The organism is Acidaminococcus sp. HCP3S3_G9_1, assembly GCF_052122455.1.
Classification (GTDB): domain Bacteria; phylum Bacillota; class Negativicutes; order Acidaminococcales; family Acidaminococcaceae; genus Acidaminococcus.
The window spans coordinates 285,714-310,923 of sequence record NZ_JBQKCH010000001.1 but is presented as its reverse complement, the minus strand read 5'-3'; the positions used below and the strand labels follow the sequence as shown (position 1 = coordinate 310,923).

The window sequence follows — 25,210 nt, the reverse complement described above, 5'->3', positions numbered from 1 at the left end:
GGCAGTCCTCTGGGATTGCCGGAGCCACTGTTGGGATACCACCCTTCAATTATCGGGATTCTAACCGAGCGAGTAACGATCGCCGGGACAGTGTTAGGCGGGCAGTTTGACTGGGGCGGTCGCCTCCCAAAGAGTAACGGAGGCGCCCAAAGGTTCCCTCAGCGCGGACGGAAACCGCGCGCGGAGTGTAAAGGCAGAAGGGAGCTTGACTGCGAGCCAAACACGGCGAGCAGGTACGAAAGTAGGGCTTAGTGATCCGGTGGCATCCAAGTGGAAGGGCCATCGCTCAACGGATAAAAGCTACCCTGGGGATAACAGGCTAATCTCTCCCAAGAGTCCATATCGACGGGGAGGTTTGGCACCTCGATGTCGGCTCATCACATCCTGGGGCTGAAGTCGGTCCCAAGGGCTGGGCTGTTCGCCCATTAAAGTGGTACGTGAGCTGGGTTCAGAACGTCGTGAGACAGTTCGGTCCCTATCCATCGCGGGCGCAAGAGATTTGAAGGGGGCTGCTCCTAGTACGAGAGGACCGGAGTGGACGGACCGCTGGTGTACCAATTATCCCGCCAGGGGTACAGTTGGGTAGCTACGTCCGGAACGGATAAACGCTGAAAGCATCTAAGCGTGAAACCATCCTTAAGATGAGATCTCTCACAGCGTAAGCTGGTAAGACACCTGGAAGATTACCAGGTTGATAGGCAGGGTGTGGAAGCGTAGCAATATGTTAAGCTGACCTGTACTAATATGTCGAGGGCTTGACTTAAATCGGGCCGTTAGATGAAAAAAGATGTCTCTTCATGAAGTTTTGAGGGCTCATGCCTTCAGTAACATAATCCGGTGGCGATAGCTAAGGGGATCCACCTGTTCCCATGCCGAACACAGCAGTTAAGCCCTTATACGCCGAAAGTACTCGACTGGAAACGGTCCGGGAGGATAGGGAGCTGCCGGTTAGGAAAATTCCGCATCTGATGGATGCGGAATTTTTTTTGTGTCTGCTGTCAACGGTCAGCGGGTGATGGAGGAAACCCGCCAGGGACAGGTTTCTTTGAAGGGAAACGCAGCCTGTGGGCTGCTAACCCACCACCATTGCGCAGGCGCAACGGTCCCCCGCCCTTGAAAAGGGCGGATATACGCTGGGGCTTACGCCCTTGCTTTCAGGCACAAGGGCATTGCCCGCGTGCCTGCTATCCGCCCTTTTCAAGGGCGGGGGTATCCATGCGTAGCATGGGTGGTGGGTTAGCAGCACCGGCTGCGTCCGGAATCGAAGAAACCCGCCATTCGGCGGGTTTCTACCTTCGGCCGCTGTCCGCTGACAGCAAAGAGGGTGCTGCATGCTTTTGCAGCACCCTCTTTGCTTACTTCGGCATTACGAAGAACTTGATGAAGGCTATGGTCTGAGGCTGGTAGATTACGTCCACCAGGAAGGCCCCTACAATGGGGACGATCATGAAGGCTTTCCGGCTCATGCCGTATTTGTCTTTGACGGCGGTCATGTTCACGATGGCGGAGGGGGTGGCTCCCAGCCCGTGGCCGCAGAGCCCGGCGCACATGACGGCTGCGTCATAATTGCCTCCCAGGACCTTGAAGATCACGAACCGGCAGGCCAGGACCATGAACACCACCTGGGCCGCCACAACCAGCACTACGCCGCCCAGGAGCCCGGACAGTTCCCACAGCCGCAGGGTCATAAGGGCGATGGCCAGGTACAGGTTCAGCATCACATCTCCGATGCCGTCCACCAGGGAGAAATTGAACTGATAGAAATAGTATTTTTCATTCAGGTTCCGGAGGATCACGGCGGTGAACATGGCCCCTACATAGGTGGGGAAGCTCATGTGGATCAGTTTCCCGATCCAGCCGGAGATCATGGAGCCGATGGCCATGCAGCACAGGATGGCGGTGACGTTCTTGATAATGTCCAGGGAGCTGAGTTTTTCCTGGGAAGCGGCGTTGACTTTTTCCACATCCGTGTCGAAGTTTTCCGTGGGATCCGGTTCCAGATGGTACTTTTCAATGAGCATCCGGGCTACCGGGCCCCCTACCAGCACCGCGGAGATGAGACCGAAGGTGGCGGCGGCCATGCCCACTTCCAGTCCGGCAGGATAGCCCATGGATACGAAGGTCTTTCCATAGGCGGCTGCGGCGCCGTGGCCCCCGATCATGGAAATGGCGCTGGCCAGCAGGGCATAGGGGGCTTCAATGCCGAAGATCTTGGAAAAGGCGATGCCGATGCCATTCTGACAGATGGAGACGATGCCGGACACCAGCCAGTAGATGATCAGCAGGCCCCCGCCTTTTTTCAGCAGGGTGATGCTGGCACCCAGCCCCACGGTGGTGAAGAAGGCCAGCATAAAGGGATCCTGGAAATAGGTGTCGAATTTGAATCCGTAGGCTCCGGTCTGATGGCCGATGAAGGTGATAAACATGAACAGGAATCCTCCCACCACAGGAGCCGGGATGCAGTATTTCCGGAGGGCGGAACTCTTCCCCTTCACCCAGTATCCCAAAAGCAGCATGACGGCTGCCAGGGCGGCGGTAAAAATGGCATCCGCCTTGAAAGTCAGGACATTTTTCAGCATAATGATGGACATGGAACATCGCTTCCTTTCTGAGTAAAAATGCAGAAATCATATATATTATATATTGTAACGAAATATGGATAGTTTTAAAAGAATTCAGAAAGATTTAGAAGAACGTGATCTGAAAATGTTACAAAAGCAACATTCGAGTTAAAAATACTGGACACAGACCATAAAATATCTTAATATACAAAAAATAAAAATAACTTTTCAGAACTATTGTCTATTTCACCAATCTCCTGTACAATATACGCATATTTATTTTTATTCTTTTTCTTATTCTTTTTTAGAGGGGGACAACTTCATATGCAATTCAATCTGATTGCCTTTATCTTCAATCCCTTGGTTCTGCTGTTTGCCACCATGGCACTGGGGAACCTGTTTGGGGAACTGAAATTCCGGAAGTTTAAATTCGGGATTACCGGGACCCTGTTCATCGGCCTGGGCATCGGGTATTTCCTGACCCAGTATGCCGCCACTTTCGAAAAGGGCAGCAAGTACTACGCTGCCGCTCTGAAGGTGATGCAGGGGAAAGTCATCGACGGCTCCCTGATGAACCTGTCTCTGCTGATCTTCATTGTAGGGACCGGGCTGCTGGCCGCCAAAGACATGAAATATGCCATCAACAAATTCGGAAAACAGTTTGTGGCCCTGGCCATTTTCATTCCTTTTGTAGGGGCTGTAGCTTCCTATGGATTTTCTCAGACCCTCGACAACCTGAGTCCGTACCAGATCACCGGTACCTACACCGGTGCCCTCACCAGTTCGGCCGGTCTGGCTGCCGCTACGGAATCTTCCGACAGCGAATCCAGACGGCTGGCCCAGGATTTTGTCAACCAGCCTGAAAAGGCCCAGAAGAAGATCCTGGCCATTGTGAACGGGGCCAAAACCCGGGATGCCAAACTCCGGGGCACTCCTGTTCCGGAAACCATGACTCTGGAAAACACCCAATCCCTGAGCCCGGAAGATGTGGAAGTCTTCGTGACGGAAGCCAAGGCCGGCGTAGGGGTGGGCCACTCCATCGGGTATCCCTTCGGGGTGCTGTTCCTGATCCTGGGGATCAACGTAATTCCCAAAATCTTCGGGTTTGATGTTGAGGAAGAAAAAAAGAAATATTTCGCCCAAAAGGCCATTGATATCAAGAACAACGAAAAGCTGGCGGCTTCCACCATGCCGGAAGTGCCCATGGATTTCGTCGGGTTCTCCCTGGCGGCGTTCCTGGGGTATGTGCTGGGTTCCATCAAGATTTACATGGGGCCCCTGGGGATGTTCTCTCTGGGTTCCACCGGCGGTGCCATCCTGGTTTCCCTGGGGCTGGGCTCCATTGGGAAAGTGGGTCCTGTGAACTTCCGGATGAACTCCACGGTGCTGGGGAAGATGCGGACCTATTTCCTGTCCGTGTTCCTGGCAGGTACCGGCCTGAACTACGGGTTCCGGGTCGTTGATGCCATTACCGGGGCCGGATACATGATCGTAATCATTTCCTCCCTGGTGGCCATCCTGTCCGTGCTGTTCGGGTTCCTGCTGGGGCGCTATGCCTTCCACATCAACTGGACCCTGCTCAGCGGGGCCATTACCGGGGGCATGACTTCCGCTCCCGGCCTGGGGGCTGCCGTGGATGCCCTGGAATGCGATGAACCGGCGGTGTCCTACGGGGCTACCCAGCCTCTGGCCACCCTGTTCATGGTAATCTTCTCCATTATTATCCATAAATTGCCGATCTGAGTGAAAGGGGCTGTTGCTTGCGCAACAGCCCCTTTTTTTTAGAATTCCTTCGTATCAAACACATGCAGCCCCAGGGAGTCGGAGAGGACCCGGAGGATCCGTTCGCCGCCCACGCTGTTGCCTTTTTTGTTCAGCATGGGACCGAAGGTGCCGATGCCGATGCCGTGCCGGGCGATGGCGCAGATGCCGCCGCCCACGCCGCTTTTGCTGGGCATGCCGACCTTCACGGCGTATTCTCCGGATTCATCGTACATGCCGCAGAGCATCATCAGGGTGGTGACGATCCGGACGATGGTGGAATCCACCAGCTGTTCCCCGGTGGTGGGATCCACCCCGTGGTTGGACAGGATCATGCCGTAATGGGCCAGGTCCCGGGCGGTGACCATCACCGAGCACATGCGGAAGTATACATCCAGTACTTCTTCCGGTTCCCCGTCCAGCACATTGTCGCTTTTCAGCAGGAAGGCAATGGAACGGTTCCGGGTGCCGGTTTTCTTTTCCGACTGATAGACGGACTGATTCAGGCTGATTTTGGGGTTGCCGCACAGTTTCCGGACTAGGTCCAGGAAGCTCTGGAAGGGATCCGGAGCCTCGATGCAGCTGGCGGTGACGATAGCCCCAGCGTTGATCATGGGGTTGAAGGGACGCCAGTCTTTCAGCTCCAGCTGGAGGATGCTGTCGAACCGGTCGCCTGTGGGCTCCATGCCGATTTTGCTGAAGACCTTGTCATAGCCGGCGGTCTGGAGGGCCAGGATCAGGGAGAAGGTTTTGGAAATGCTCTGCATGGTGAAGGGGATGTCATAATCCCCGGCACAGTATTCCGACCCGTCCTTCCGCATCAGGCAGACTCCCAGGTTCCCGGAGTTGGCTTTGGCCAGTTCCGGGATGTAGCTGGCCACCTTGCCCTCGTACAGAACATTCCGTCCTTCTTCCAGGGCTTTTTCCAGGATCCGCTGGATCTCTTCTTTGTCCATGACCATAATGGCACTCTTCCTTTCTTGTTTTGTTTATTTCCAGAAGTCCAGTTCTTCCGGTTTCAACCCCAGGGCCGTTCCCTTGAAGTGAGGATCCAGTCCGGCGGCTTTCTGCATTCTGTAATCTTCATAGGCCTTGACCACCACACTCCCCAGGAGCACGCAGGCAGTCAGGTTGATCAGGGTCATGCCCCCCATCATAATGTCCGCCAGATCCCAGGCAGCGGCCATGGGGATGATGGCGCCCACAAAGACGATGAGCACGGCATACAGTTTAAAGGCTTTCATGAACCCGGAACCGGGCATTTTTTTGTGGTTCAGATAGGCCAGGCCGTTTTCACAGTAGTAGATGTTCCCGATCAGGGTGGTGAAGGAGAACAGCAGCATGGCTACGGTAATGAACCAGGGACCGAAGTTCCCCAAGACTTTGTGGAGGGATGTCTGGACCCAGACGGCTCCGGCGTTTTCCGCGTTTCCAGGCACTTCGGACACCAGGCACATAAGGGCGGTGGCGTTGCACAGAATCACCGTATCGATGTAGACGGACAGCATCTGGACCAGGCCCTGTTTCACCGGATGGGTGGTGGAGGCTGCAGCTGCCGCGTTGGGGGCGGATCCTACACCGGCTTCATTGGAATACAGGCCCCGTTTGATGCCCATGACCAGGCAGGAACCGCCGATGCCGCTGAAAATAGCCTTGAAGTTGAAGGCGTCAGCCATGATGGTTTCCAGCACCCGGGGCAGTTCCCCGAAGTTCATCACCAGTACCACAATGGAAACGATTACATAGGCAACCCCCATGAAGGGCACCAGGATGCCAGCAGCCTTTTCGATGCTTTTGGCACCGCCCATGACACAGGCTCCCACCAGAGCCGCCAGGATGGCCCCGATGATGGCCGGAGTCACCGCAGGATCATAGAAGCTGTACACGGAGAAGGTGGACTGGGTGTTGTAGGAGCACAGCAGGTTGAAGCCGCAGGAGTAGGTGAGCAGCAGGAATACGGCAAAGGCCGTGGCCAGGGCCTTGTTGTGGAGGGCATCTTCGATGTAGTAGGCAGGGCCTCCGTAGGCGGAACCGTCCGGACGTTTCCGTTTGAACACCTGGGCCAGGGTGCATTCCGTAAAAGAGGAAGCGGCTCCGATAATGGCCATGACGGTCATCCAGAAAATGGCTCCCGGGCCACCCAGGCAGATGGCGGTGGAAACCCCGATGATATTCCCGGTGCCCACACAGGAAGCGGTGGAGACCATCAGGGCCTGGAAGGGGGACGTGCCTCCGTCCTTGGGCTTTACCATCAGGAGCCGGATGGCTTCCGGCAGCATGCGGACCTGGACGAAGCCCATACGGAAACTGAAGTAGAGACCGGCGGCCCCCATGACCACCAGTAGGATCGGATAGTACAGGATACTGTCTACGGCATCGAGAAATTCCATCATCTTGTTGTTCCTCCCGTTCTGAATTTATAAGCTTTTCTATAAATTCATTATAAGAGAAGAATTAAGTATCGGGGAAATAGATGATGTACATGGGGGCCATTTATCATGCCGATGAAGGATGTTCTCCCTGGAGCCGGGTATACCGTTCCCGGAGCAGCTGGATGAAATCGTTTTCCATCCGGGACAGCATGGCGCCTTCCCGGAGAATCGCTCCGAACCGGAGGTGTTCGCTGCAGTCCAAGAGAGGAACGGAGACCACCTTGTACAGGGAATCCTGTCCCTGGAATTCCATGATCCCCACCGTGAAGAAATTGGTCCGGGAGAGAAGGGCCATCTGTTCCTGCCGGTCGTTGACGTAGATCACTTTCCGGGTATCGTTCAGATCGATGGGGCCTTTTTCCGTGCTGAGGTGGTAGATGAAATCCTCATATTGGCCGATGTACCGGACGAAGCCGTAATCCCGGAGATCCTGAAGGTGGATGCCCTTCCGGCCGAACCGTCGGACCAGCTCATGGTCAGAGGACAGGCACACATAGGGACGGAACGCGGCCAGGGGGATGTAGTGGAGCCCCTGCTGGGAAAAATAGGCCTCCAGATCATCCCGGCGGGTGGCCATGTGGATCACTCCCACGTTGGAATAGCCGTTCTTCACCTGGGAGATCACATCCAAGGTGGCGGCTTCGCAAAGATGGTTGGAAAAGCTTTCCGCATCCTGGTAGCGCCGGCATATTTCGTTGAAACATTCGGCGGTGTGGGAAAAACGGGTCATGCTTACGTTCAGGCAGCCGCAGTCCTGCTTCCGGGCGGAGGAAAGGTGCTGGAGCTGGTCCATTTCCCGGAGGATCACCTTGGAATGGGCCAGGATCCGCTGGCCGTCCAGGGTCAGCCGGGTGCCCTGGCTGGTGCGCCGGAACAGGGTGAGACCCATTTCTTTTTCCAGCTGCTTGATGATGTGGCTGAGCTGGGGCTGGGATATGTACATGGCTTTGGCCGCCCGGGTAATGGACCCGTACTGGGCCACGGCGGCAAAATAGCGAAGATTGTTGGTGTCCATGGGAACCTCCTGGTGTGATGTCAGCTGTATTATAACATAATTTTAAATTTTCACTGTCTTTTTTTGACGATTTCCCGATAGGGGGTGTGGTATATTTCGGGTACAACCCATCAATGGAATGGAATTCCAATAATTCAAGGAGGAATCTTATGAAGCTGACGAAAATACTGCCTTCTTCCCTTGCGGCAGGGTTCTGTATCGGACTGGGGGGAGCGGTGTTCCTGCTCCAGACGGAGAAGCTGGTGGGAGCGGTGCTGTTCTGCATCGGTCTTTGCACCATCTGCGAAATGCAGTTCCACCTGTTCACCGGCCGGGTGTGCTATGCCCTGGAACAGCCTTTGTGGCGCTGGCTCCAGTTCCCGGTGATCTGGATCGGCAACTGGCTGGGGGCCGGGCTGGCGGCCAACCTGTTGTTTCTGACCCGGATGGGGCCGGCGGCCCGGAAGGCGGCCCAGGCCCTGGTGATGGCCAAAAACGGGGATACCTTCCTGAGCCTGTTCGTGCTGGGGTTCTTCTGCAATCTCTTCGTGTTCATTGCGGTGGAAGGGTACAAAACCTTTCCCCATGTGCTGGGGAAATACCTGGCTATTTTCGTGGGGATCACCGTGTTCATCATGAGTGGCTATGAACACAGTGTGGCGGACATGTTCTATTATTTCATGGCGGGCCAGATGGACCAGGAAACCCTGGTGCGGCTCCTGGTGATCACCGCCGGCAATGTGTGCGGAGGGATCACCGCCTGGGGGGCCCGGCAGGCAGGGCGCCGGGCGGCCCGGTAAAAGGGGGAACGGGACTGGCATCCGGAGGGCTTTTTTGCTATACTCGAAGTATATTCTGCTGAGGGGGCGTTAGGATGAATCCATTTCAAATTGACATACCCACGAAAGTGCTGTTTGGAGCCGGGCAGCTGAACCAGCTCCATGGCCAGGAATTGCCGGGGAAAAAGGCCCTGATCGTGATTTCCTGCGGGAAATCCACCCGGGCCAACGGCTATCTGGACCGGACGGAAAAGGAACTGGCGGCGGCTGGAGTGGCTGCGGCGGTGTTCGACAGGATCCAGGCCAATCCCACCCTGGAAAGTGTGGGACAGGGAGCCCGGGCTGCCCGGGAACTGGGAGCGGACCTGATCGTGGCCCTGGGTGGAGGCTCGGTGATGGATGCCGCCAAGGCCATTGCCCTTATGGCGGTGAACGAGGGGAATTTATGGGACTATGTGGGATCCGGCACCGGCAAAGGACAGAAACATGCCCGCCGGGCCCTGCCGGTGATCGCCATTACCACCACTGCAGGCACCGGTTCGGAAGTGGATGCCACCAGCGTAATCACCAACCAGGAAACCCATGAAAAGATTGGGCTGAAATTCCCGGATCTGTATCCCTTCCTGGCCATTGTGGATCCGGAACTGATGGTGACGGTGCCGCCCCGGCTTACGGCGTTCCAGGGGTTCGATGCCCTGTTCCACAGCCTGGAAACCTATGTGAACCGGAAGGCCAATCTCATGAGCGACATGGTGGCTTCCACTGCCATCCGGAACATCGGGACATTCCTGCCCCAGGCAGTGGCCCAGGGCAGCAGCCTGGAAGCCCGGACCCACATGGCCTTTGCCAACACCCTGTCCGGCTATGCCATGGTCCTGGGAGGCTGCACCAGCGAACATTCCCTGGAACATGCCATGAGTGCCTACCATGAAGCCCTGCCCCATGGTGCCGGGCTGATCATGGTTTCCCTGGCCTATTTCGGCTGGCTGGCAGAGCACCATGTGTGTGATGACCGGCTGACGGATCTGGCCCGGTTCCTGGGCCGGAAGGAGGCCCGGGGGCCGGAGGACTTCCTGGCGGCCCTGGCCGATCTCCAGAAAGCCTGCGGCGTGGACGGATTGAAAATGAGCGATTACGGGATTGCTCCGGATGAATTCCCCAAAATGGCGGAAAATGCCATGACCGCCATGAAAGGCCTGTTTGCCAACGACCGGATGGCCCTGACCCGGGAAGACTGTGTGGCCATTTACCAGAAAGCCTATCGGTAAAACAGGTTGTACAAAGGTGGTACAACTTAGGTTGTCGGGGCTGTTGCTTCGGCAACAGCCCCCTTTTTTCCCAAACTGAAGCAAAGGACGGAAACCATTCCATGAATTTTTCATTTCTCTCTCCCCGGGGGCAGATGCTCCTGTCTTTGGCCATTTTCGGCACCATCGGTCTGGTGCGCCGGTTCATCCCTCTGGGCTCTGTGCCTCTGGCCTTTCTCCGGGCCACCCTGGGGTGTCTGACTCTGCTGGTGCTGATGCAGGGGGGCCATATCCCCTTCCACCGGGACCGGCTGAAGGCCCGTGCCCCGAAGCTGCTGCTCAGCGGCCTTCTCCTGGGGCTGGACTGGGTGTTCTTTTTTGAAGCCTTCAACCATACCACCGTGGCCATTGCCACCCTGTGCTACTACATGGCTCCGGTGTTCATGCTGGCGGCAGCCCCTCTGGTGTTCCATGAGACCATCAGCCGCCGGAAGCTGGTGTGCGCGGCCATTACCATCGGGGGCATGCTGCTGGTATCCGGGGTGCTGGGCTCCAACGGGGACATGGGTGATATTGCCGGAGTCCTGTATGCTCTGGCCGGTGCCCTTTTCTATGCCGGGATCATTGTGCTGAGCAAGACCATCCAGGGCCTGGATTCCTATGAACAGACGGCGGTGCAGCTGGGGACGGCGGCCTTTTTCCTGCTGGCCTACTGCCTGGTCACCGGACAGCTGGATTTCCACACCATGACGGCCGCCGGCTGGGGGCTGACCCTGCTCTTGGGGATCGTCCATACCGGGCTGGCCTACGGGATCTATTTCGGCAGCCTGACCCAGGTGCCGGCCCAGACCACCGCCATCCTCAGCTATGTGGATCCGGTAGTGGCTGTGTGTATTTCCGTATTCGTGCTCCAGGAGCCCATTACGGAGCTCCAGCTGGCCGGGATCTGCCTGGTGCTGGGGGGCATGATCAGCGGAGAGAGGAAGTAGGGCTGCAGGCCGGTCAACGGTCAGCTGTCAACGGTCGAAGGAAGGCCGGCATCCGCCGGCCTTTGAAGGGAAACGCAGCTGGCGCTGCTAACCCACCACCATTGCGCAAGCGCAACGGTCCCCCGCCCTTGCAAAGGGGCGGATATACGCTCGGGCCTCTGGCCCTTGCTTGCGGCACAAGGGCGTAAGCCCGATGTGCCATTTATCCGCCCTTTTCAAGGGCGGGGGACCAGCCGTGAGGCTGGTGGTGGGTTAGCATCCAACGGATGCGTTTATCATTAAAGAAACCCGCCTGCTGCGGGTTCCTTTATTTTAATTACAAGGAGAATGAAAATGGAAAACCGTATTTTTCATCCAGGTGACATTGTCCGGCATTTTAAACGGGAACGGCTGACGGAGGAGGAGAAACGGACCAACCGGTACCTGTACCAGATCATCGGCCCGGCGGTCCATTCGGAAACCCGGGAGCCTTTGATGGTGTACCAGGCCCTCTACGGAGATTTCGGACTCTACGTCCGCCCCTCTGCCATGTTCTACAGCGAAGTGGATCATAAGAAGTATCCGGAAGTGAAGCAGAAGTACCGGTTTGAGAAGGTGTAAGGGCTGTCGGTTGACAGCTGACAAAAAGGTGAGCTGCATTGCAGCTCACCTTTTACGTTAACTATACCAAAATACTAGGTTGACGAAATAGACCATTTCCTGTATGGTGAGGAAGTCTGAAAATTCTGGAGGTGAGGCTGTGCGTTTGCGTGAAATGGTGTTGTGCGGGCTGTTCATTGCCCTGGTGGCAGTGGGGGCTCTGATCCGGATCCCGGTGGGGAGCGATGTGTACACCCTGCAGTTCATGTTCACCCTGCTGGCGGGACTGCTGCTGGGAGCCCGGCTGGGAGCCCTGGCCGTAGGGACCTATGTGGTCATGGGCCTTGTGGGGATCCCGGTGTTTGCTTCGGGAGGAGGGCCTTCTTATGTGCTCCAGCCCACCTTTGGGTATCTGGTGGGGTTTACCATCCAGGCCTGGGTCTGCGGGAAGCTGGCCCGGCAGGGAACTGCTGAGGTGACCCTGTCCCGGCTCCTGGGGATCAACCTGGTGGGGATGGTCATCGTCTATGTGCTGGGGATCAGCTATTTCTGGCTGTCCTCCAACTATCTGGTCCAGGCCCCCATCGGCTTCTGGGCGGCCCTGTGGTACTGCGGGGTACTCCAGGTGGTGCCGGATTTCCTCCTGTGCCTGGGAGCGGCCTTTGTAGGGCTCCGGTGCCGGAAAGCGGGAATCTGGGTGTAAGGAGAGGAATGCAATGGGCAAAGCGATATTCATTACGGGAACGGGTACGGATGTGGGGAAGACCTATGTGACCGGGCTTCTGGTGAAGAAGATCCGGGAAGCGGGGCTGGACGGCAGCTACTACAAGGCCGCCCTCAGCGGGGCGGAACCGGACGGAAACGGGAAACTGGTGCCCGGGGATGCGGCCTGGGTGAAGGAAACCGCCGGGATCCCGGACCCTCTGGAAGATCTGGTGACCTATGTGTACCGGGAAGCGGTGTCCCCTCATCTGGCGGCCCGGATCAACAACCATCCGGTGGACCTGGACAAGATCCGGCAGGCCTTCCGGAAGGCCAAAGACCGGCACCAGTATCTTACCATGGAAGGCAGCGGGGGCATCCTGTGTCCTCTGGGCTGGGAAAAGGCTCACCACCTGCTGCTGGAGGAAATGATCCAGGCTCTGGACCTGGGCTGCCTTCTGGTGGCGGATGGGGGACTGGGGACCATCAACAGTACGGTGCTGACGGTGGAATATCTCCGGCACCGGGCCATTCCTGTCCGGGGAATCCTGTTCAACCGGTGGAAACCGGGAGACCGGATGCAGGAAGACAACCGGATCATGGTGGAGGAACTTACCGGCCTGCCGGTGCTGGCCTGTGTAAAGGAAGGGGACCGGGAACTGGAAGGCCCTCTGGACAGACTGCTGGAAACCTATACCTAAGGAGGCGAAAATGGAACACAAAACGATGGAACAGCGGGACCTGGACCTGATCTGGCATCCCTGTTCACAAATGAAAGATTACGAAACCCTGCCTCCCATGGTCATCGATCATGCCCAGGGAGTCTGGCTCTACGACATCCACGGCAAAGCCTATCTGGACATTGTCAGCTCCTGGTGGGCCAATCTGCTGGGCCACCGGAATCCGGTGCTCAATGGACGGATCAAAGACCAGCTGGACAAACTGGAACATGTGATCTTTGCCAATTTCACCCATGCCCCGGCCATTACCCTGGCGGAACGGCTGAAGGCCCTGGTGCCGGAAGGGCTGTGCCGGTTCCAGTTCCACGACAACGGATCGGCGGCAGTGGAAGCGGCTCTGAAGCTGTGTTTCCAGTACTGGGCCCAGACCGGCCATCCGGAAAAACAGCGGTTCATGTGCCTGACGGAAGGGTATCACGGAGAAACCATCGGGGCTCTGTCCGTGGGGAGCATGGATCTGTTCGCCAAACTGTACAAGCCCATGATGATGGACAACATCCATGTGGAAGCCCCGGACTGTTTCCGCTGCCCCTATGGAAAGGACCGGCACCACTGCCGGTGTGAATGCTTCGCCAAAGCGGAAGAAGCCTTTGCCCTCCACGGCCGGGAAACTGCCGCCATGATCGTGGAGCCCCTGCTCCAGGGCAGCGCCGGCATGCGTGTGTACCCGGTTCTCTATCTCCAAAAGCTCCGGGCGCTGTGCGATGCCTATGAGGTGAAGCTGATCGCCGACGAAATCGCTACGGGCTTCGGCCGGACCGGTACCCTGTTCGCCTGCGGCCAGGCCGGGATCACCCCGGATGTGCTGTGCCTGTCCAAAGGACTGACCGGAGGGTACCTGCCCATGTCCCTGACGGTGACCACCCGGGAGATCTATGAGGCCTTCTACGATGATTACGGCAAGCATAAGGCCTTTCTCCACAGCCACACCTATGCCGGGAATCCCCTGGGGTGTGCGGCGGCCCACGGGGTGCTGGATGTGCTGGAACAGGAACAGATCCTGCCCCGGGCCCGGGAAACCGCCCGGTGGCTCACTGGAGAAATGGAAGCCCGGTTCGGGAACCATCCCCTGGTGGGAGAAATCCGCCACATCGGCCTGATCCACGCCCTGGAACTGGTTGCGGACAAAAAGACCAAACGGCCCTTCCCGGCGGAAAAACGGCTGGGGTATCACTTCTATCAAAAGGCCCTGGAACAGGGACTGGTACTCCGGCCTTTGGGAGATGTGCTGTATTTCAACCCGCCTCTCACCATTACCCGGGCGGAGCTGACCCAGGCCATGGATATCCTGGAACAGGTGCTGGCCTGAGAGCCGGCTGCCTGGGAAAAGGTAAACCAAAAATAAAATGAAGTTGACATAAAACAGAACCTGTCCTATAATAAGGACAACGAATTCAACGAGCCTGATTTCGTCCTGGTCCGTCCCTCCGGATCAGCATCATGAGGAACTCCCAGAAGGAGCTGCTGTACCTTTTTCGTGCAGCAGCTCCTTTTTCGTGGTAAGATGGGGACATTCCCAGTAAAACAACAGGAGGAAAACATCCTATGACCATTTTGGAACATGATATCCTGATCAGCGAAGATCTGCGCCGGGTACCCCGGGAGGAACTGGAAAACCGGCTGGCCCGGCTTCGGGAGGCCCTGTCCCGGCAGGATCCGGCCTGGCAGTTGGCGGTGATCACCGACAAGCTGGACATGTATTATTTTACCGGTACCATGCAGGAGGGTGCCTTCCTGGTCCGTCCCCAGGACGCCATTTTGTGGGTGCGCCGGAGCCTGGCCCGGGCTCTCAACGAAAGTCTCCTGCCGGAAGGGTGGATCCGGCGGATGCACAGCTACCGGCAACCGGCGGAGTACTACGGGGACGCCCTGCCCCGGGAAGTGTACCTGGATGAAAAGCACACCTCCCTGGAATGGCTCCGGTTCTTCCGGAAATATTTCCCTTTTGAAGTCCGGAAAAACCTGGATCCGGTGCTCAGCGGCCTCCGGAGCGTGAAAAGCGGCTATGAACTGGCTCTTTTGAGCCGCAGCGGCCGGATCCATGCGGATGTGCTGATGAACGAGGCTCCGGTTTTCCTGAAGGTGGGGATCAGCGAAGCGGAACTGGCCATCCAGCTGTACCTGCGGATGGTGCTGAAAGGCAGCCAGGGGGTGGCCCGGACCAACCGGCCTACCGGGGAAGATGCCATCGGCCTGGCTTCCTTCGGGAAAAGCGCCCTGGTGCGGACTGCCTTTGACGGCCCCGGGGGCACCAGCGGCACCTGTGTGGCGGTCCAGAGTATCGGGTCGGCCTTCCGGCTGTTGAAGCCGGGCCGGCTGGTGTACCTGGACATTCCCTGCGGGGTGGACGGGTACAACACGGACAAGACGGTGGTGTACTATTTCGGGGACCTGGACCGGGATCCGGCCAAAGAGGAAATCCTCCGGGCCTACAATTACTGTCTGGATCTGGAACAGCAGACCCTGGCTCTTTTGAAACCGGGAGCGGTGCTGGGGGACATTTACGACCAGGTGATGGCAGATTTCGATCCTTATTATGAAAAGATGTTCATGAACGGAGGCCGGTTCCTGGGCCACAGCATCGGCATGTGCATGGATGAGACCCCGGTGATCGCCGGGGGAGTGAAGGACCGGGTAGAGGAAAACATGGTCTTTGCAGTGGAACCCAAGATCGCCCTGCCGGGACTGGGGATGGTGGGCACGGAAAACACCTACCGGATCGGTCCTGACGGGCCGGTGTGCCTGACGGGAGGTTCCCAGCCTCTGCGGGTTGTCCGTTGATTTCAGACCGGGGAAAATGGTAAAATAACAAGATACAATCAATGGGGCCCTGCCTGTGGACAGGGCCTGGAAACAAGGGGAGCAAAAGAGAAACATGACAGCAGAAGAAACGGGACTCCTGGACAAACAGGACTTCCTGGAACAGAAAGAAGTCATCAAAAAGCAGATCCTGGGGAACGGGAAACTGACCGGGGCGGAAAAACGCCAGACCCTCCAGGTGCTGGAAGGATTCGAGAAATCCGTCCTCCAGGGAGGGGTGCGCCAGCACGGGATCACCAAGGCCATGCTGAAGACAGCCCTGCCGGTGTTTGGAAAGATGAGCGAAGACAAGCGGCACAATGAAAAGGAACTGCGGGTACTGAAGTTCCTGACCTATTTCGTCTTCCAGGGGATCCGGAAATGAGTGCCCTGACTCTCTTCCTGCTGGCGGTGTCCCTGTCCATGGATGCCTTTGCGGTTTCCGTCTGCGGGGGGCTGAAAATGGAAGGCCGGGAACGGTTCAAGGGAGGCCTGATTTTCGGAGCCTGGTTCGGAGTGTTCCAGGCCCTGATGCCGTTTATCGGCTACGAACTGGGAAGCCATTTCGCCAGGGTGGCGGAAGCCTATTCCCACTGGATCATCTTTGTGATCCTGGCCTACATTGGCTGGAACATGATCAAAGAGGCCGGGGAGGACCAGGAAAAAGAAAAGGTCACCGGATTCCGGACCATGCTGGGTCTGGCGGTGGCCACCAGCCTGGATGCCCTGGGGGTGGGTGTGGGATTCGCCTTCCTGGATATCCGGATCCTGCCGGCGGTGCTGGAAATCGGCACCATCACCTTCTGCCTGTCCTTCCTGGGCTGCGCCTGCGGTTCGGTGATCGGCATGTGGGGCAAGGAACGGGCAGAAAAAGCAGGGGGCTTCGTCCTGCTGCTGATCGGCCTGAAGGCTGTCATCGAGCACTACGGGATCCTGGACAACTGGACGCCGTTTTTGTTCTAAGCCAGCGGAGCTGGCATCCTTCGGCCATTGACGGGGGTGCTGCATGCTGCGTGTAATACTCCGGTCTCAAGAGCCGCATAGCGGATTGGTCTCGAGTCCCGAGCCGAATGAGAAATTTGCAGGTAAATTTTTGAACGTGTAAATCGGTACCGTAGGGGCTGCACGCCGGGCAGCCCGCCAAATCATCGATTATCTGTGCATTTTGCGGGGCGCCGGGCCTGCGCCCCCTACGGTTATACACAATAAGAAGAACCTGGCTGAAGGACAGGTTCTATCCAGGGTCTCGAGACTCTCGACTCGAGACCCGAGACCTTAAAAAAGGGCTGTTGCGCAAGCAACAGCCCTTTTCCAAAAGGAGGACATCAAAATGGTCCGTCAGCGGTACATCATGCATGTGGATATGGATGCGTTCTTTGCTTCGGTGGAGCAGCTGGACCATCCGGAATACCGGGGAAAACCGGTGATTGTGGGAGGGCTTTCCGGCCGGGGAGTGGTGTCCACCTGCTCCTATGAAGCCCGGAAATTCGGGGTCCATTCCGCCATGCCCATGGCCACGGCCCGGCGGCTCTGTCCCCAGGCCATCTATGTCCAGGGCCGGTATGACCGGTATACGGAAATCTCCCGGGAAATCCGGGGGATCTTCCGGGAATTTTCCCCGGTGGTGGAGCCCTTGTCCATCGATGAAGCCTTCCTGGACCTTACGGGTATGGAGGCCCTGGCCGGGGATGTGTATGCCCTGGGACCCAGGATCAAACAGGTGATCCGGGAAAAAACCGGCCTTACCGCTTCCGTGGGGCTGGCCCCCAACAAATTCCTGGCCAAACTGGCCAGCGATCTCCGGAAGCCGGACGGGCTGGTGATCATCCGGCCGGAAGAGGCGGCGGCCTTCATCGGGCCCCTGCCGGTGGGACGGATCTTCGGACTGGGGCAGAAATCCGTGGGGGCCTTGGAAAAAATGGGCATCCGGACCATTGGCCAGCTGGCGGGCTGCGATCCCCGGATCCTGCGGTCTCTTTTAGGGAAAAACGCGGAGGAAATCCGGGACCGGGCCCGGGGCCTGGACAGCCGTCCGGTGGTGCCGGACGAACAGCGGAAATCCCTGGGGAAGGAGAACACCTTCCCGGTGGATCTGGTGGGGCCGGAAACCTGTCTGGGAGCCCTGTGGGACCTGTGCCAGCAGGTGGGGTGGCGGCTCCGGTGCGCCGGCCTGTCCGGCTGCACGGTAACTCTGAAGGTGAAGACCGCCGGCTTCCAGCTGCTGACCCGGAGCCGGACGGTGGAGGAACCGGTGTGCCAGGATGAGGCCCTGATGGAACAGATCCGTCTCCTGGCCAGGCAGCTGCCCTGGACCCAGCCGGTGCGGCTTTTGGGAGTCAGCGTCAGCCACCTGGTGGATGGAGGATCCCAGAGCCTGGCTGTGGAAGATGCACGGCAGGAAAAGCGGAACCGGGCCCTGGACGCCCTGAAGCAGCGGTTCGGGGAGGATATTATCCGGAAGGGCTGGAATCAGGGGGAAACCCGTCTGGCCAGAGAACGGGAAAAAAGGTAGAATAGAACTGTCTGAAGGAGGGGGCCGGAGGACAGAAAGGAGACGGCTGATGGAACGGAAGAAGAAAATCGGTGTGGGGATGGTCCTACTGGGGGCCACTCTGTGGGGCAGCAGCAGCAACAGTGTGGAATACCTGATGGTGGATCAGCATTTCACCTGGTCCACCATCCTGTTCTGGCGGATGATCTGTACCGGGATCTCCTTCCTGGGGATCTGCCTCTTCCAGAAGCAGGATCTTCTGGCCCCCTTGAAAAACGACTGGAAATGGATGATGAAGTTCATTGTCCTGGGGCTGTATCTCATGCAGGTGACCTTTTTCAAGGCCATCTACTACAGCAATGCGGCCACGGCCACGGTGCTCCAGTACACCATGCCCGCCATCCTGCTGCTTATGTACCTGGTGAAGGACCGGCGGCTGCCCACCCGGCGGGAAGTGCTGGCGGTGGTGCTGGCTCTTCTGGGGACGGCCCTCATTGCCACCAAGGGCCAGGGGGCGTCCCTGGCGGTCTCCCGGGAGGCTCTGGTGTACGGGATCCTGGGGGCCTTCGGCATGGCTTTCTATACGGCCTATGCGGCAGTACTGCTGAAAAAGTACAGCTGTTTCCTGATCCTGGGCTGGAGCAGCCTGGGGAATGCTCTGCTCCTGAAACTGTTCCACCATCCCACTCTGGAGGGGGCCGTCCTGGACATCCACACGGCGGCGGCTTTTGGGATCCTGTTCGTGCTGGGAACCCTGGTGGCCTATTATGTGTACCTGGAGAGCACCAAATACATCCCTCCGGCGGAAACCGGGGCCCTGGCAGCCTTTGAACCTCTCTCCGCCTACTTTTTCTCCGTGGCGGTCATGGGGAACCGGGTGGGGCCGGTAGAACTGCTGGGAGCTCTGTGCATCATCGTCATGGTCTGTGTATTGGCCCGGAATGACTGATGAGAAAAAAGATTGCAAATTCTATTGACAGCCAGGGTTTGAATCCCTATAATGTAAATCATACTAAAGCAGTAGTAATTAAGCGGAATGATATTGGGAGGCAAAGACAATGAGCGAAGAAAAGAAATACCATTTTGAAACCCTGCAGCTCCATGTAGGGCAGGAACAGGCAGATCCCGCCACCGATTCCCGGGCAGTGCCCATTTACCAGACCACGTCCTATGTGTTCCGGAACAGCCAGCACGCGGCTGACCGGTTCGCCCTGAAGGATGCCGGGAATGTGTACGGCCGTCTCACCAACCCTACGGAAGATGTTTTTGAAAAACGGATCGCCGCCCTGGAAGGCGGGGTGGCTGCTCTGGCTACGGCCAGCGGCGCCGCTGCCGTGACCTACGCCATGCAGGCCCTGGTCCATGCCGGTCAGCACATTGTCTGCGCCACTACCGTGTACGGAGGCACCTACAACCTGTTCGAACATACCTTCCCGGATTTCGGCATTGAAACCACTTTCGTGGATCCCACCAAAGGGGTACAGGTCTTCGAAGAGGCCGTACGGGAAAACACCCAGGCCATCTACATTGAATCCGTAGGCAACCCCAACGCCAACCTGATCGACATCGATGCAGTGGCCGCCATTGCCCACAAACACAAGATCCCTCTGGTTGTGGACAGCACCTTTGCCACTCCCTACCTGCTGCGGCCCTTTGAACACGGGGCTGACGTGGTAGTCCATTCCGCCACCAAATTCATCGGCGGCCATGGCACCACCCTGGGGGGCATCATCGTGGACAGCGGCAAGTTCGACTGGGTGGCTTCCGGCCGGTTCCCCTGGCTGGTTGACCCCAACCCCAGCTACCATGGGATCAGCTTTGCCAAGGACGTGGGCCCTGCCGCCTATGTAACCTACATCCGGACCCTGATCCTCCGGGATACCGGGGCCACTATTTCTCCCTTCAACGCCTTCCTGCTGCTCCAGGGCACCGAAACCCTGTCCCTGCGGGTGGAACGTCAGGTGGAAAATGCCCTGAAGGTGGTGGACTTCCTGGCCCGGGATCCTCATGTGGCTAAGGTGAACCATCCGTCCCTGCCCAACCATCCGGATCATGAACTGTACAAGAAGTACTTCCCCAACGGCGGGATTTCCATCTTCACCTTTGAAATCAAAGGAGGCGCCGCCGCTGCCCAGAAGTTCATCGACCATCTGAAGATCTTCTCCCTCCTGGCCAATGTGGCGGATGTGAAGAGTCTGGTGATCCATCCGGCTTCCACCACCCATTCCCAGATGAACGAAGAAGAACTGGCGGCTTCCGGGATCACCCCGGCCACCATCCGGCTGTCCATCGGCACGGAACATATTGACGATATCATCGACGATCTGAAGCAGGCCTTTGCCGCGTTGGATTGATGGAAAAAGGGACTGTGAAAAACTGAGAAATCATTTTTTCACAGTCCCTTTTTGTCACTGGTCAACGGTCACTGGTCACTGGCCGATGGAAAGAACCCGTGGCTGACGGGTTCTTATGAATAAAAAACAGGATTGTGCCTTTCTTTTCATCTGCCAGACTTTTGCCCGGGCTCTGGAGATTTACGATGCTGAGATGGCCAGGCAGTATGCGGGAAAGCAGGAAGTACTGCGGATCGACCGGCGTACTGTGCTTTGCATGTTCGGGATGGTCACATTTTCCCGCCGTCTGGTCCGGCGCGAAGGCAGAAAGCCCTTCTATCCTTTGAAAACCCGGAAAGAGTACCGGAATGCGGTGAGAGAAGCGGTGAAAAAGCCGATATTCGTCCCTCACGTAGGTACCTATCAGTGCAGAATTGCCAATTACGGTCCCAGCAGCAGTCCCATGGGACAGTTGGCCGCAGCACTGAACTGGTAATAAGGACGGTCCCAAAGTCCGCCCCTGCAGGGCGGACTTGGCCTCCGGCTATGCTGGTATTCTTTGCGGGTATACGTCGATACCCCGGGAGCCGGGAGGGCAGGCCCAGGAGGAGTCGGCGGGACAACGCCGGGTGTCGTCGCTCCTGGGGTGGAGCACGCGGGCGATAGGCTCCGGCTTCCTGGTCCGTAGCCGCAGCCTTTGACCGACAGGGCAAGGCGATAGGCTGTGAGCCTCCCGCCAGGGACGAACGGGTCTGCCCTCCCGACGGAAGGGTGAGGTGCAAGTCAGTACGGGTATAGGAGGACTTTTCCCCTTTGGGAGGCCGGGATGGGTTTGCCTGCGGCGAAACCCCTACGTCGTCTCCGTCGAAGCAACGATAAAAAATTTTTGACTCTATTTCTGAATAACTATACGGCAATGAAGGTTTCACCGAGAATTTGTTGACACATACGACGGGGCTGTTGCCTGTGCAACAGCTCCTTTTTCTATGGTATAATAAATGTCATCTATACCAAATCAACGAAAGGCAGGGATCCCCATGGTCCGTACCACAACCAAAGACATGACTTCCGGCAGCATTCCCCGGCTTATCCTGGAGTTTGCCCTGCCTCTGATGATCGGGAATATTTTCCAGATGTTGTACAACACGGTGGATTCCATTGTGGTGGGGAATTTTGTGGGGACCCAGGCCCTGGCGGCGGTGAGTTCCACCACCATGATCACCAACATGTCCGTTTTCTTTTTCAACGGATTCTCCATCGGGGCTACGGTGATCATCGGGAAATGCTTTGGAGCCAAGGACCACGGCCTGCTCCACCGGGCGGTGGAAACCACCATGGCGGCCACCTTCTGCCTGTGCGTGCTGTTCACGGTGTTTTTCTTTGCCGGCACGGATTTCATGCTCCAGTTCATGAAGACTCCGGCGGATGTGTTCGACCAGGCGGCCCTCTATCTCCGGATTTATTTTGCCGGGGTCACCGGGCTTCTGGTGTACAATATGGGCAGCGGGGTGCTCCGGGCAGTGGGGGACACCAAGCGGCCCCTGTATTTCCTGATCCTTACCAGCATCCTGAACATTGTCCTGGATCTGCTGTTTGTACTGGTGTTCCACTGGGGAATCGCCGGGGTGGCCTATGCCACCATCATCGCTCAGTTCATTTCCGCCGGAGCCACCCTGGGGGTGCTGCTCCGGACCCGGGATGTGTACCGGTTCTCCTTCGGGGACCTGTGCCTGGACCGGAACCTGCTGAGCCAGATTTTCCGGGTGGGGCTGCCTACCGCCGTCCAGAGCATCATTACTTCTTTTTCCAACATTTTCGTCCAGTCCTACATCAACTTCTTCGGGGCCACGGTAATGGCCGGATGGGGCTGCTACAACAAGCTGGACCAGTTCGTCATGCTGCCCATCCTGTCCATGGCCATGGCAGCCACCACCTTCGTGGCCCAGAACATCGGGGCCAAAAAAGAAAAACGGGCCAACGACGGGACTGTGTCATCCATCCTTCTGAGCCTGGCCATTACCGGGGCCATTGCCGCCCTGCTGTTCATTTTTGCTGATTTCTCCCTGCGGCTGTTCACCGGGGACGAAGCGGTGATCCAGTCCGGGGTGGGATTCATCCACGTGAACATCTTCTTCTTGCTGTGCAACTGTGTGAACCAGGTGCTGGCCGGTGCCCTCCGGGGCCGGGGAGATTCCATGGGACCCATGGTGATCATGCTCCTGTCCTTTGTGCTGGTCCGGCAGATCTATCTGTACATCATGACCCGGTACATCAGCAATACTCCCCTCACCGTAGGTTTCGGCTACCCGGTGGGCTGGACCACCTGCTGCGTGCTGGAGGTGCTGTATTTCTGGATGTATTGGAAGAATAGAAAATAAGGACTGCTGACCAAAGGGGCTGTTGCTTTTGCAACAGCCCCTTTTTTTATTCCACCATCTCTATCAGCTTCTCCACCAGTTCTCCGCTCCGGGTGAAGCTTTCCAGGTCCAGGTTCTCTTCTTTGGTATGGTTCTTGGTGTAGCCGGTGGCTATGCCCAGGGAAGGGAGGCCTTTGGCGTTGAAAATGTTGGCGTCCATGCCTCCGCCTCCCTGTTCGATCCGGGGCTGGATGCCCATGGCCTTCAGGGCCCGGCAGGCCAGAGCCACTACCGGCTCCTTTTCCTCCAGCCGGAAGGGGGCGAAGGAAATCTCCGCACTGGAAGTGACCTGGGCTCCAGTGCCCTGGACGATTTCCTCACAGTGCCGGCGGAAATAGGCCATGTAGTCTTCCAGCTTCTTCCGGTCCCGGCTGCGGCTTTCTCCTTTCACCCAGGCCCGGTCGCAGACAATGTTGGTGGCGGTGTTCCCGGTGCCCAGCAGGGGGAAGTTGGAAACCGTCTCTGCATCCAGCCGGCCGTCCTTCAGGGTATCCAGCAGGTGGCACAGGATGTGGGCGGCGTTGATGCCCTTTTCCGGTTCGTTGCCGGCATGGGCGGCTTTGCCCCGGACTTCCGCCTGGAGCTTGGCCAGACCGGGGGCTCCGTTGATCAGCCGGCCCAGGGTGCCCGGGCTGTCCATTACATAACAGAAAGGACTCTGGAACTGGGACAGGTCCAGGGCCCGGCCGCCCCACAGGTTGGCTTCTTCCCCCACGGTAAAGGCGATTTCCAGACGGGGCAGAGGGCTGCGGGAGGCCAGCGCCCGGCGGACCCCGTCCAGGATGGCACAAAGGCCGCTTACATCATCGGCGGCCAGGATGGTGGAGCCGTCGGACACCAGGTATCCGTTTTTTTCCTGAGGGCGGATGTGGAAGCCGTTGGCCACCCGGTCCATATGGCTGCAGAACAGGATGGAACCGGGCCGGTCCCCTTCCCGGAAGGCCGCCAGGTTCCCGGTATTCCCTCCAAAGGTATCCCCTGCCCGGTCTTCCGTTACCGTAAAGCCCAGGGCCCGGAGTTTTCCGGCAAGGGCGTCCGCAATGGCCCGTTCTTTGCCGGAAGCGGAGTCAATCTGTACCAGCTCTTTGAACTCTTCAACAATATCCATAGGTTTCTCCCTTCTTTTTTACAGGATCTTGGCCATAATGGTGGCCACTACAATGGAAAGCACCGTTACGGAAGTGAAGCCGGAAATCACATAGGCAGTGCCAATGCGTTTTTCCAGGTAGTCGATTTCTTCCGGAGTCTTTCCCACGGTTTTGGCGATTTCCTCACTGATCAGCTGGGTGCCGGGATAACCGATCATCTGGCACATGGCGATGCCGATGCACAGGTCCTTGTCTCCCACGATCTTCCACAGAGGCAGGATCTTGAAGGCCAGGACGATGCCGGCTACGGTTACGGCGAACACGGCCAGCACGGTGATCCCCAGCTGGCCCAGCATGCTGAAATCCACTTTGGCCAGGGAGGGGACGATGGCGGTAAGGGCCCCGAAAATGAAGAAGCCGCTGGCGTTGGCGTTTTTCTTGATCAGGTTGGCAGGCACCAGCCCCAGGTTCCGGAGCACCAGGCCGATGATCATGCACCACAGGAACATCCCCACCCAGTTGTGGGTCAGTTTGCCGCCGATGGTGCCCAGCCAGGCACTGGCGGCCCCGATGCACAGGCTGATGTAGATGGTGAACCGGCGGGTGTTCCGTTCCGCCCAGCTCTGCCGGGGGCTGTCCTGGGGAATCTCTTCCCGGGTCAGGACGCTGTCCGGATCCGCTGCCTTCTGCTGCCGGTATTCTTCCACATACCGGCGGGCGGCTTTCAGACCGAAGTAGGAGGCGGGCAGGGTGCCCACGAATTTCTGGGTGGCATAGAGGAAGGCGGCCAGGGCGGCGGTAATGGCCAGTCCCTGGTCTGTGGCGGCTTTGACCATGGTGGTGGTGGCGATGATGCCTCCGTTGATCACCGGTGCCGCAGCCAAGGCGTTGGCCCGGCCGATGAAGGGAATCAGCACCAGGCAGGAGGCAATGGCAATGGCCATGGCGATGCAGCTGGCGGCCACGGACCGCCATTCCCGCTTCAGCATGGCCAGGTCAATGGTGGTGCCCATGTTCAGCAGCAGCATCACCATGGAAATGGGCCCCAGGGTGGTGAGACCGGCCTGTTTGATGATGTCTGCCGGAATGATCTTGAAAATGAACAGGACCAGAAAGGTCATCATAATGACGAAAAGAGAAGAAAGCCGGGCCCGGGTCAGCTGGGAAATCAGATCCCCGAAAGCAAAAACGGCCAGGACAATCAGCAGTGCAGTCCACATGGTCATAAAAACATACCCCCCGAAAATAAAATGAGGGCGGTGAAGGAGTTTCCCGCCCCGGATAAAAGAATACGGCAG

Annotated in this window: 22 protein-coding genes and 2 rRNA genes; 18 read left to right on the top strand and 6 right to left on the bottom strand. The window is 57.8% G+C overall.

The features are described from left to right. Positions 1-763, top strand: a 23S ribosomal RNA gene (locus ACTQY1_RS01480); the annotation flags it as partial. A gap of 70 nt (positions 764-833) precedes the next feature. Next, positions 834-950: ribosomal RNA gene (rrf, locus tag ACTQY1_RS01475) — 5S ribosomal RNA — on the top strand. A gap of 405 nt (positions 951-1,355) precedes the next feature. On the opposite strand, the gene gltS is transcribed toward rrf, so the two are convergent. Then, complete coding sequence (gene gltS, locus ACTQY1_RS01470; RefSeq protein WP_022487250.1) at positions 1,356-2,591, bottom strand: sodium/glutamate symporter; 1,236 nt, start codon at positions 2,589-2,591, stop codon at positions 1,356-1,358. A 294-nt stretch (positions 2,592-2,885) separates the two neighbouring features. Between gltS and ACTQY1_RS01465 the strand changes: the two genes are divergently transcribed. Beyond that, positions 2,886-4,304, top strand: coding sequence for a hypothetical protein (locus tag ACTQY1_RS01465; RefSeq protein WP_288311557.1), 1,419 nt, complete (start codon positions 2,886-2,888; stop codon positions 4,302-4,304). Positions 4,305-4,342: 38 nt separating this feature from the next. Here the strand turns inward: ACTQY1_RS01465 and glsA are convergent, their stop codons facing one another. The 3 genes from glsA to ACTQY1_RS01450 form a co-directional block, all read right to left on the bottom strand. Further along, entirely contained in the window at positions 4,343-5,263 is a 921-nt protein-coding gene (glsA, locus tag ACTQY1_RS01460) for a glutaminase A (protein ID WP_374047539.1), read from the bottom strand. Between the two features lie 48 nt (positions 5,264-5,311). Next, positions 5,312-6,715, bottom strand: coding sequence for an alanine/glycine:cation symporter family protein (locus ACTQY1_RS01455; RefSeq protein ID WP_022487247.1), 1,404 nt, complete (start codon positions 6,713-6,715; stop codon positions 5,312-5,314). Positions 6,716-6,818: 103 nt separating this feature from the next. Further along, positions 6,819-7,769, bottom strand: coding sequence for a LysR family transcriptional regulator (locus ACTQY1_RS01450; RefSeq protein WP_022487246.1), 951 nt, complete (start codon positions 7,767-7,769; stop codon positions 6,819-6,821). A gap of 149 nt (positions 7,770-7,918) precedes the next feature. On the opposite strand from ACTQY1_RS01450, the gene ACTQY1_RS01445 reads away from it, so the two are divergent. The 15 genes from ACTQY1_RS01445 (at position 7,919) to ACTQY1_RS01375 (ending at position 22,785) form a co-directional block, all read left to right on the top strand. After that, positions 7,919-8,548: a formate/nitrite transporter family protein gene (locus ACTQY1_RS01445; RefSeq protein ID WP_022487245.1), complete on the top strand. Its 630-nt coding sequence runs from the start codon at positions 7,919-7,921 to the stop codon at positions 8,546-8,548. A 74-nt stretch (positions 8,549-8,622) separates the two neighbouring features. Next, complete coding sequence (locus tag ACTQY1_RS01440; protein WP_441373744.1) at positions 8,623-9,795, top strand: iron-containing alcohol dehydrogenase; 1,173 nt, start codon at positions 8,623-8,625, stop codon at positions 9,793-9,795. A gap of 101 nt (positions 9,796-9,896) precedes the next feature. Next, positions 9,897-10,763, top strand: a complete 867-nt coding sequence (locus tag ACTQY1_RS01435; RefSeq protein WP_441373743.1) for a DMT family transporter — start codon at positions 9,897-9,899, stop codon at positions 10,761-10,763. Positions 10,764-11,096: 333 nt separating this feature from the next. After that, a complete protein-coding gene (locus ACTQY1_RS01430) occupies positions 11,097-11,363 on the top strand; it encodes a DUF1653 domain-containing protein (protein WP_154488719.1) in 267 nt (88 codons plus the stop codon). Between the two features lie 139 nt (positions 11,364-11,502). Beyond that, the gene (locus tag ACTQY1_RS01425) at positions 11,503-12,045 is read left to right on the top strand and encodes a biotin transporter BioY (protein WP_022487241.1); all 543 of its coding nucleotides are present in this window, start codon (positions 11,503-11,505) and stop codon (positions 12,043-12,045) included. Positions 12,046-12,058: 13 nt separating this feature from the next. Further along, the gene (gene bioD / locus ACTQY1_RS01420; RefSeq protein WP_441368837.1) at positions 12,059-12,745 is read left to right on the top strand and encodes a dethiobiotin synthase; all 687 of its coding nucleotides are present in this window, start codon (positions 12,059-12,061) and stop codon (positions 12,743-12,745) included. 10 nt (positions 12,746-12,755) lie between these two features. Continuing rightward, positions 12,756-14,093, top strand: coding sequence for an adenosylmethionine--8-amino-7-oxononanoate transaminase (bioA, locus tag ACTQY1_RS01415; RefSeq protein WP_441373742.1), 1,338 nt, complete (start codon positions 12,756-12,758; stop codon positions 14,091-14,093). 236 nt (positions 14,094-14,329) lie between these two features. Continuing rightward, the gene (locus ACTQY1_RS01410) at positions 14,330-15,565 is read left to right on the top strand and encodes a M24 family metallopeptidase (protein ID WP_441373741.1); all 1,236 of its coding nucleotides are present in this window, start codon (positions 14,330-14,332) and stop codon (positions 15,563-15,565) included. A gap of 94 nt (positions 15,566-15,659) precedes the next feature. After that, a complete protein-coding gene (locus ACTQY1_RS01405) occupies positions 15,660-15,968 on the top strand; it encodes a hypothetical protein (RefSeq protein ID WP_441373740.1) in 309 nt (102 codons plus the stop codon). Continuing rightward, positions 15,965-16,546, top strand: coding sequence for a manganese efflux pump MntP (locus tag ACTQY1_RS01400; RefSeq protein ID WP_288311544.1), 582 nt, complete (start codon positions 15,965-15,967; stop codon positions 16,544-16,546). The genes ACTQY1_RS01405 and ACTQY1_RS01400 overlap by 4 nt, the downstream gene beginning before the upstream one ends. Positions 16,547-16,913: 367 nt before the next feature. Next, positions 16,914-18,095, top strand: a complete 1,182-nt coding sequence (dinB, locus tag ACTQY1_RS01395; RefSeq protein ID WP_441373739.1) for a DNA polymerase IV — start codon at positions 16,914-16,916, stop codon at positions 18,093-18,095. A 49-nt stretch (positions 18,096-18,144) separates the two neighbouring features. Then, positions 18,145-19,023, top strand: a complete 879-nt coding sequence (locus ACTQY1_RS01390) for a DMT family transporter (protein ID WP_441373738.1) — start codon at positions 18,145-18,147, stop codon at positions 19,021-19,023. A 109-nt stretch (positions 19,024-19,132) separates the two neighbouring features. Further along, complete coding sequence (locus tag ACTQY1_RS01385) at positions 19,133-20,428, top strand: O-acetylhomoserine aminocarboxypropyltransferase/cysteine synthase family protein (protein ID WP_441373737.1); 1,296 nt, start codon at positions 19,133-19,135, stop codon at positions 20,426-20,428. Between the two features lie 115 nt (positions 20,429-20,543). Beyond that, complete coding sequence (locus ACTQY1_RS01380) at positions 20,544-20,903, top strand: hypothetical protein (protein WP_441373736.1); 360 nt, start codon at positions 20,544-20,546, stop codon at positions 20,901-20,903. A 541-nt stretch (positions 20,904-21,444) separates the two neighbouring features. After that, positions 21,445-22,785, top strand: a complete 1,341-nt coding sequence (locus ACTQY1_RS01375; RefSeq protein WP_154488434.1) for an MATE family efflux transporter — start codon at positions 21,445-21,447, stop codon at positions 22,783-22,785. Between the two features lie 46 nt (positions 22,786-22,831). On the opposite strand, the gene ACTQY1_RS01370 is transcribed toward ACTQY1_RS01375, so the two are convergent. Both ACTQY1_RS01370 and ACTQY1_RS01365 read right to left on the bottom strand, forming a co-directional pair. Next, positions 22,832-23,932, bottom strand: coding sequence for a M20/M25/M40 family metallo-hydrolase (locus tag ACTQY1_RS01370; RefSeq protein ID WP_154488435.1), 1,101 nt, complete (start codon positions 23,930-23,932; stop codon positions 22,832-22,834). Between the two features lie 18 nt (positions 23,933-23,950). Then, complete coding sequence (locus ACTQY1_RS01365) at positions 23,951-25,138, bottom strand: hypothetical protein (protein WP_154488436.1); 1,188 nt, start codon at positions 25,136-25,138, stop codon at positions 23,951-23,953. Positions 25,139-25,210: the final 72 nt, after the last annotated feature.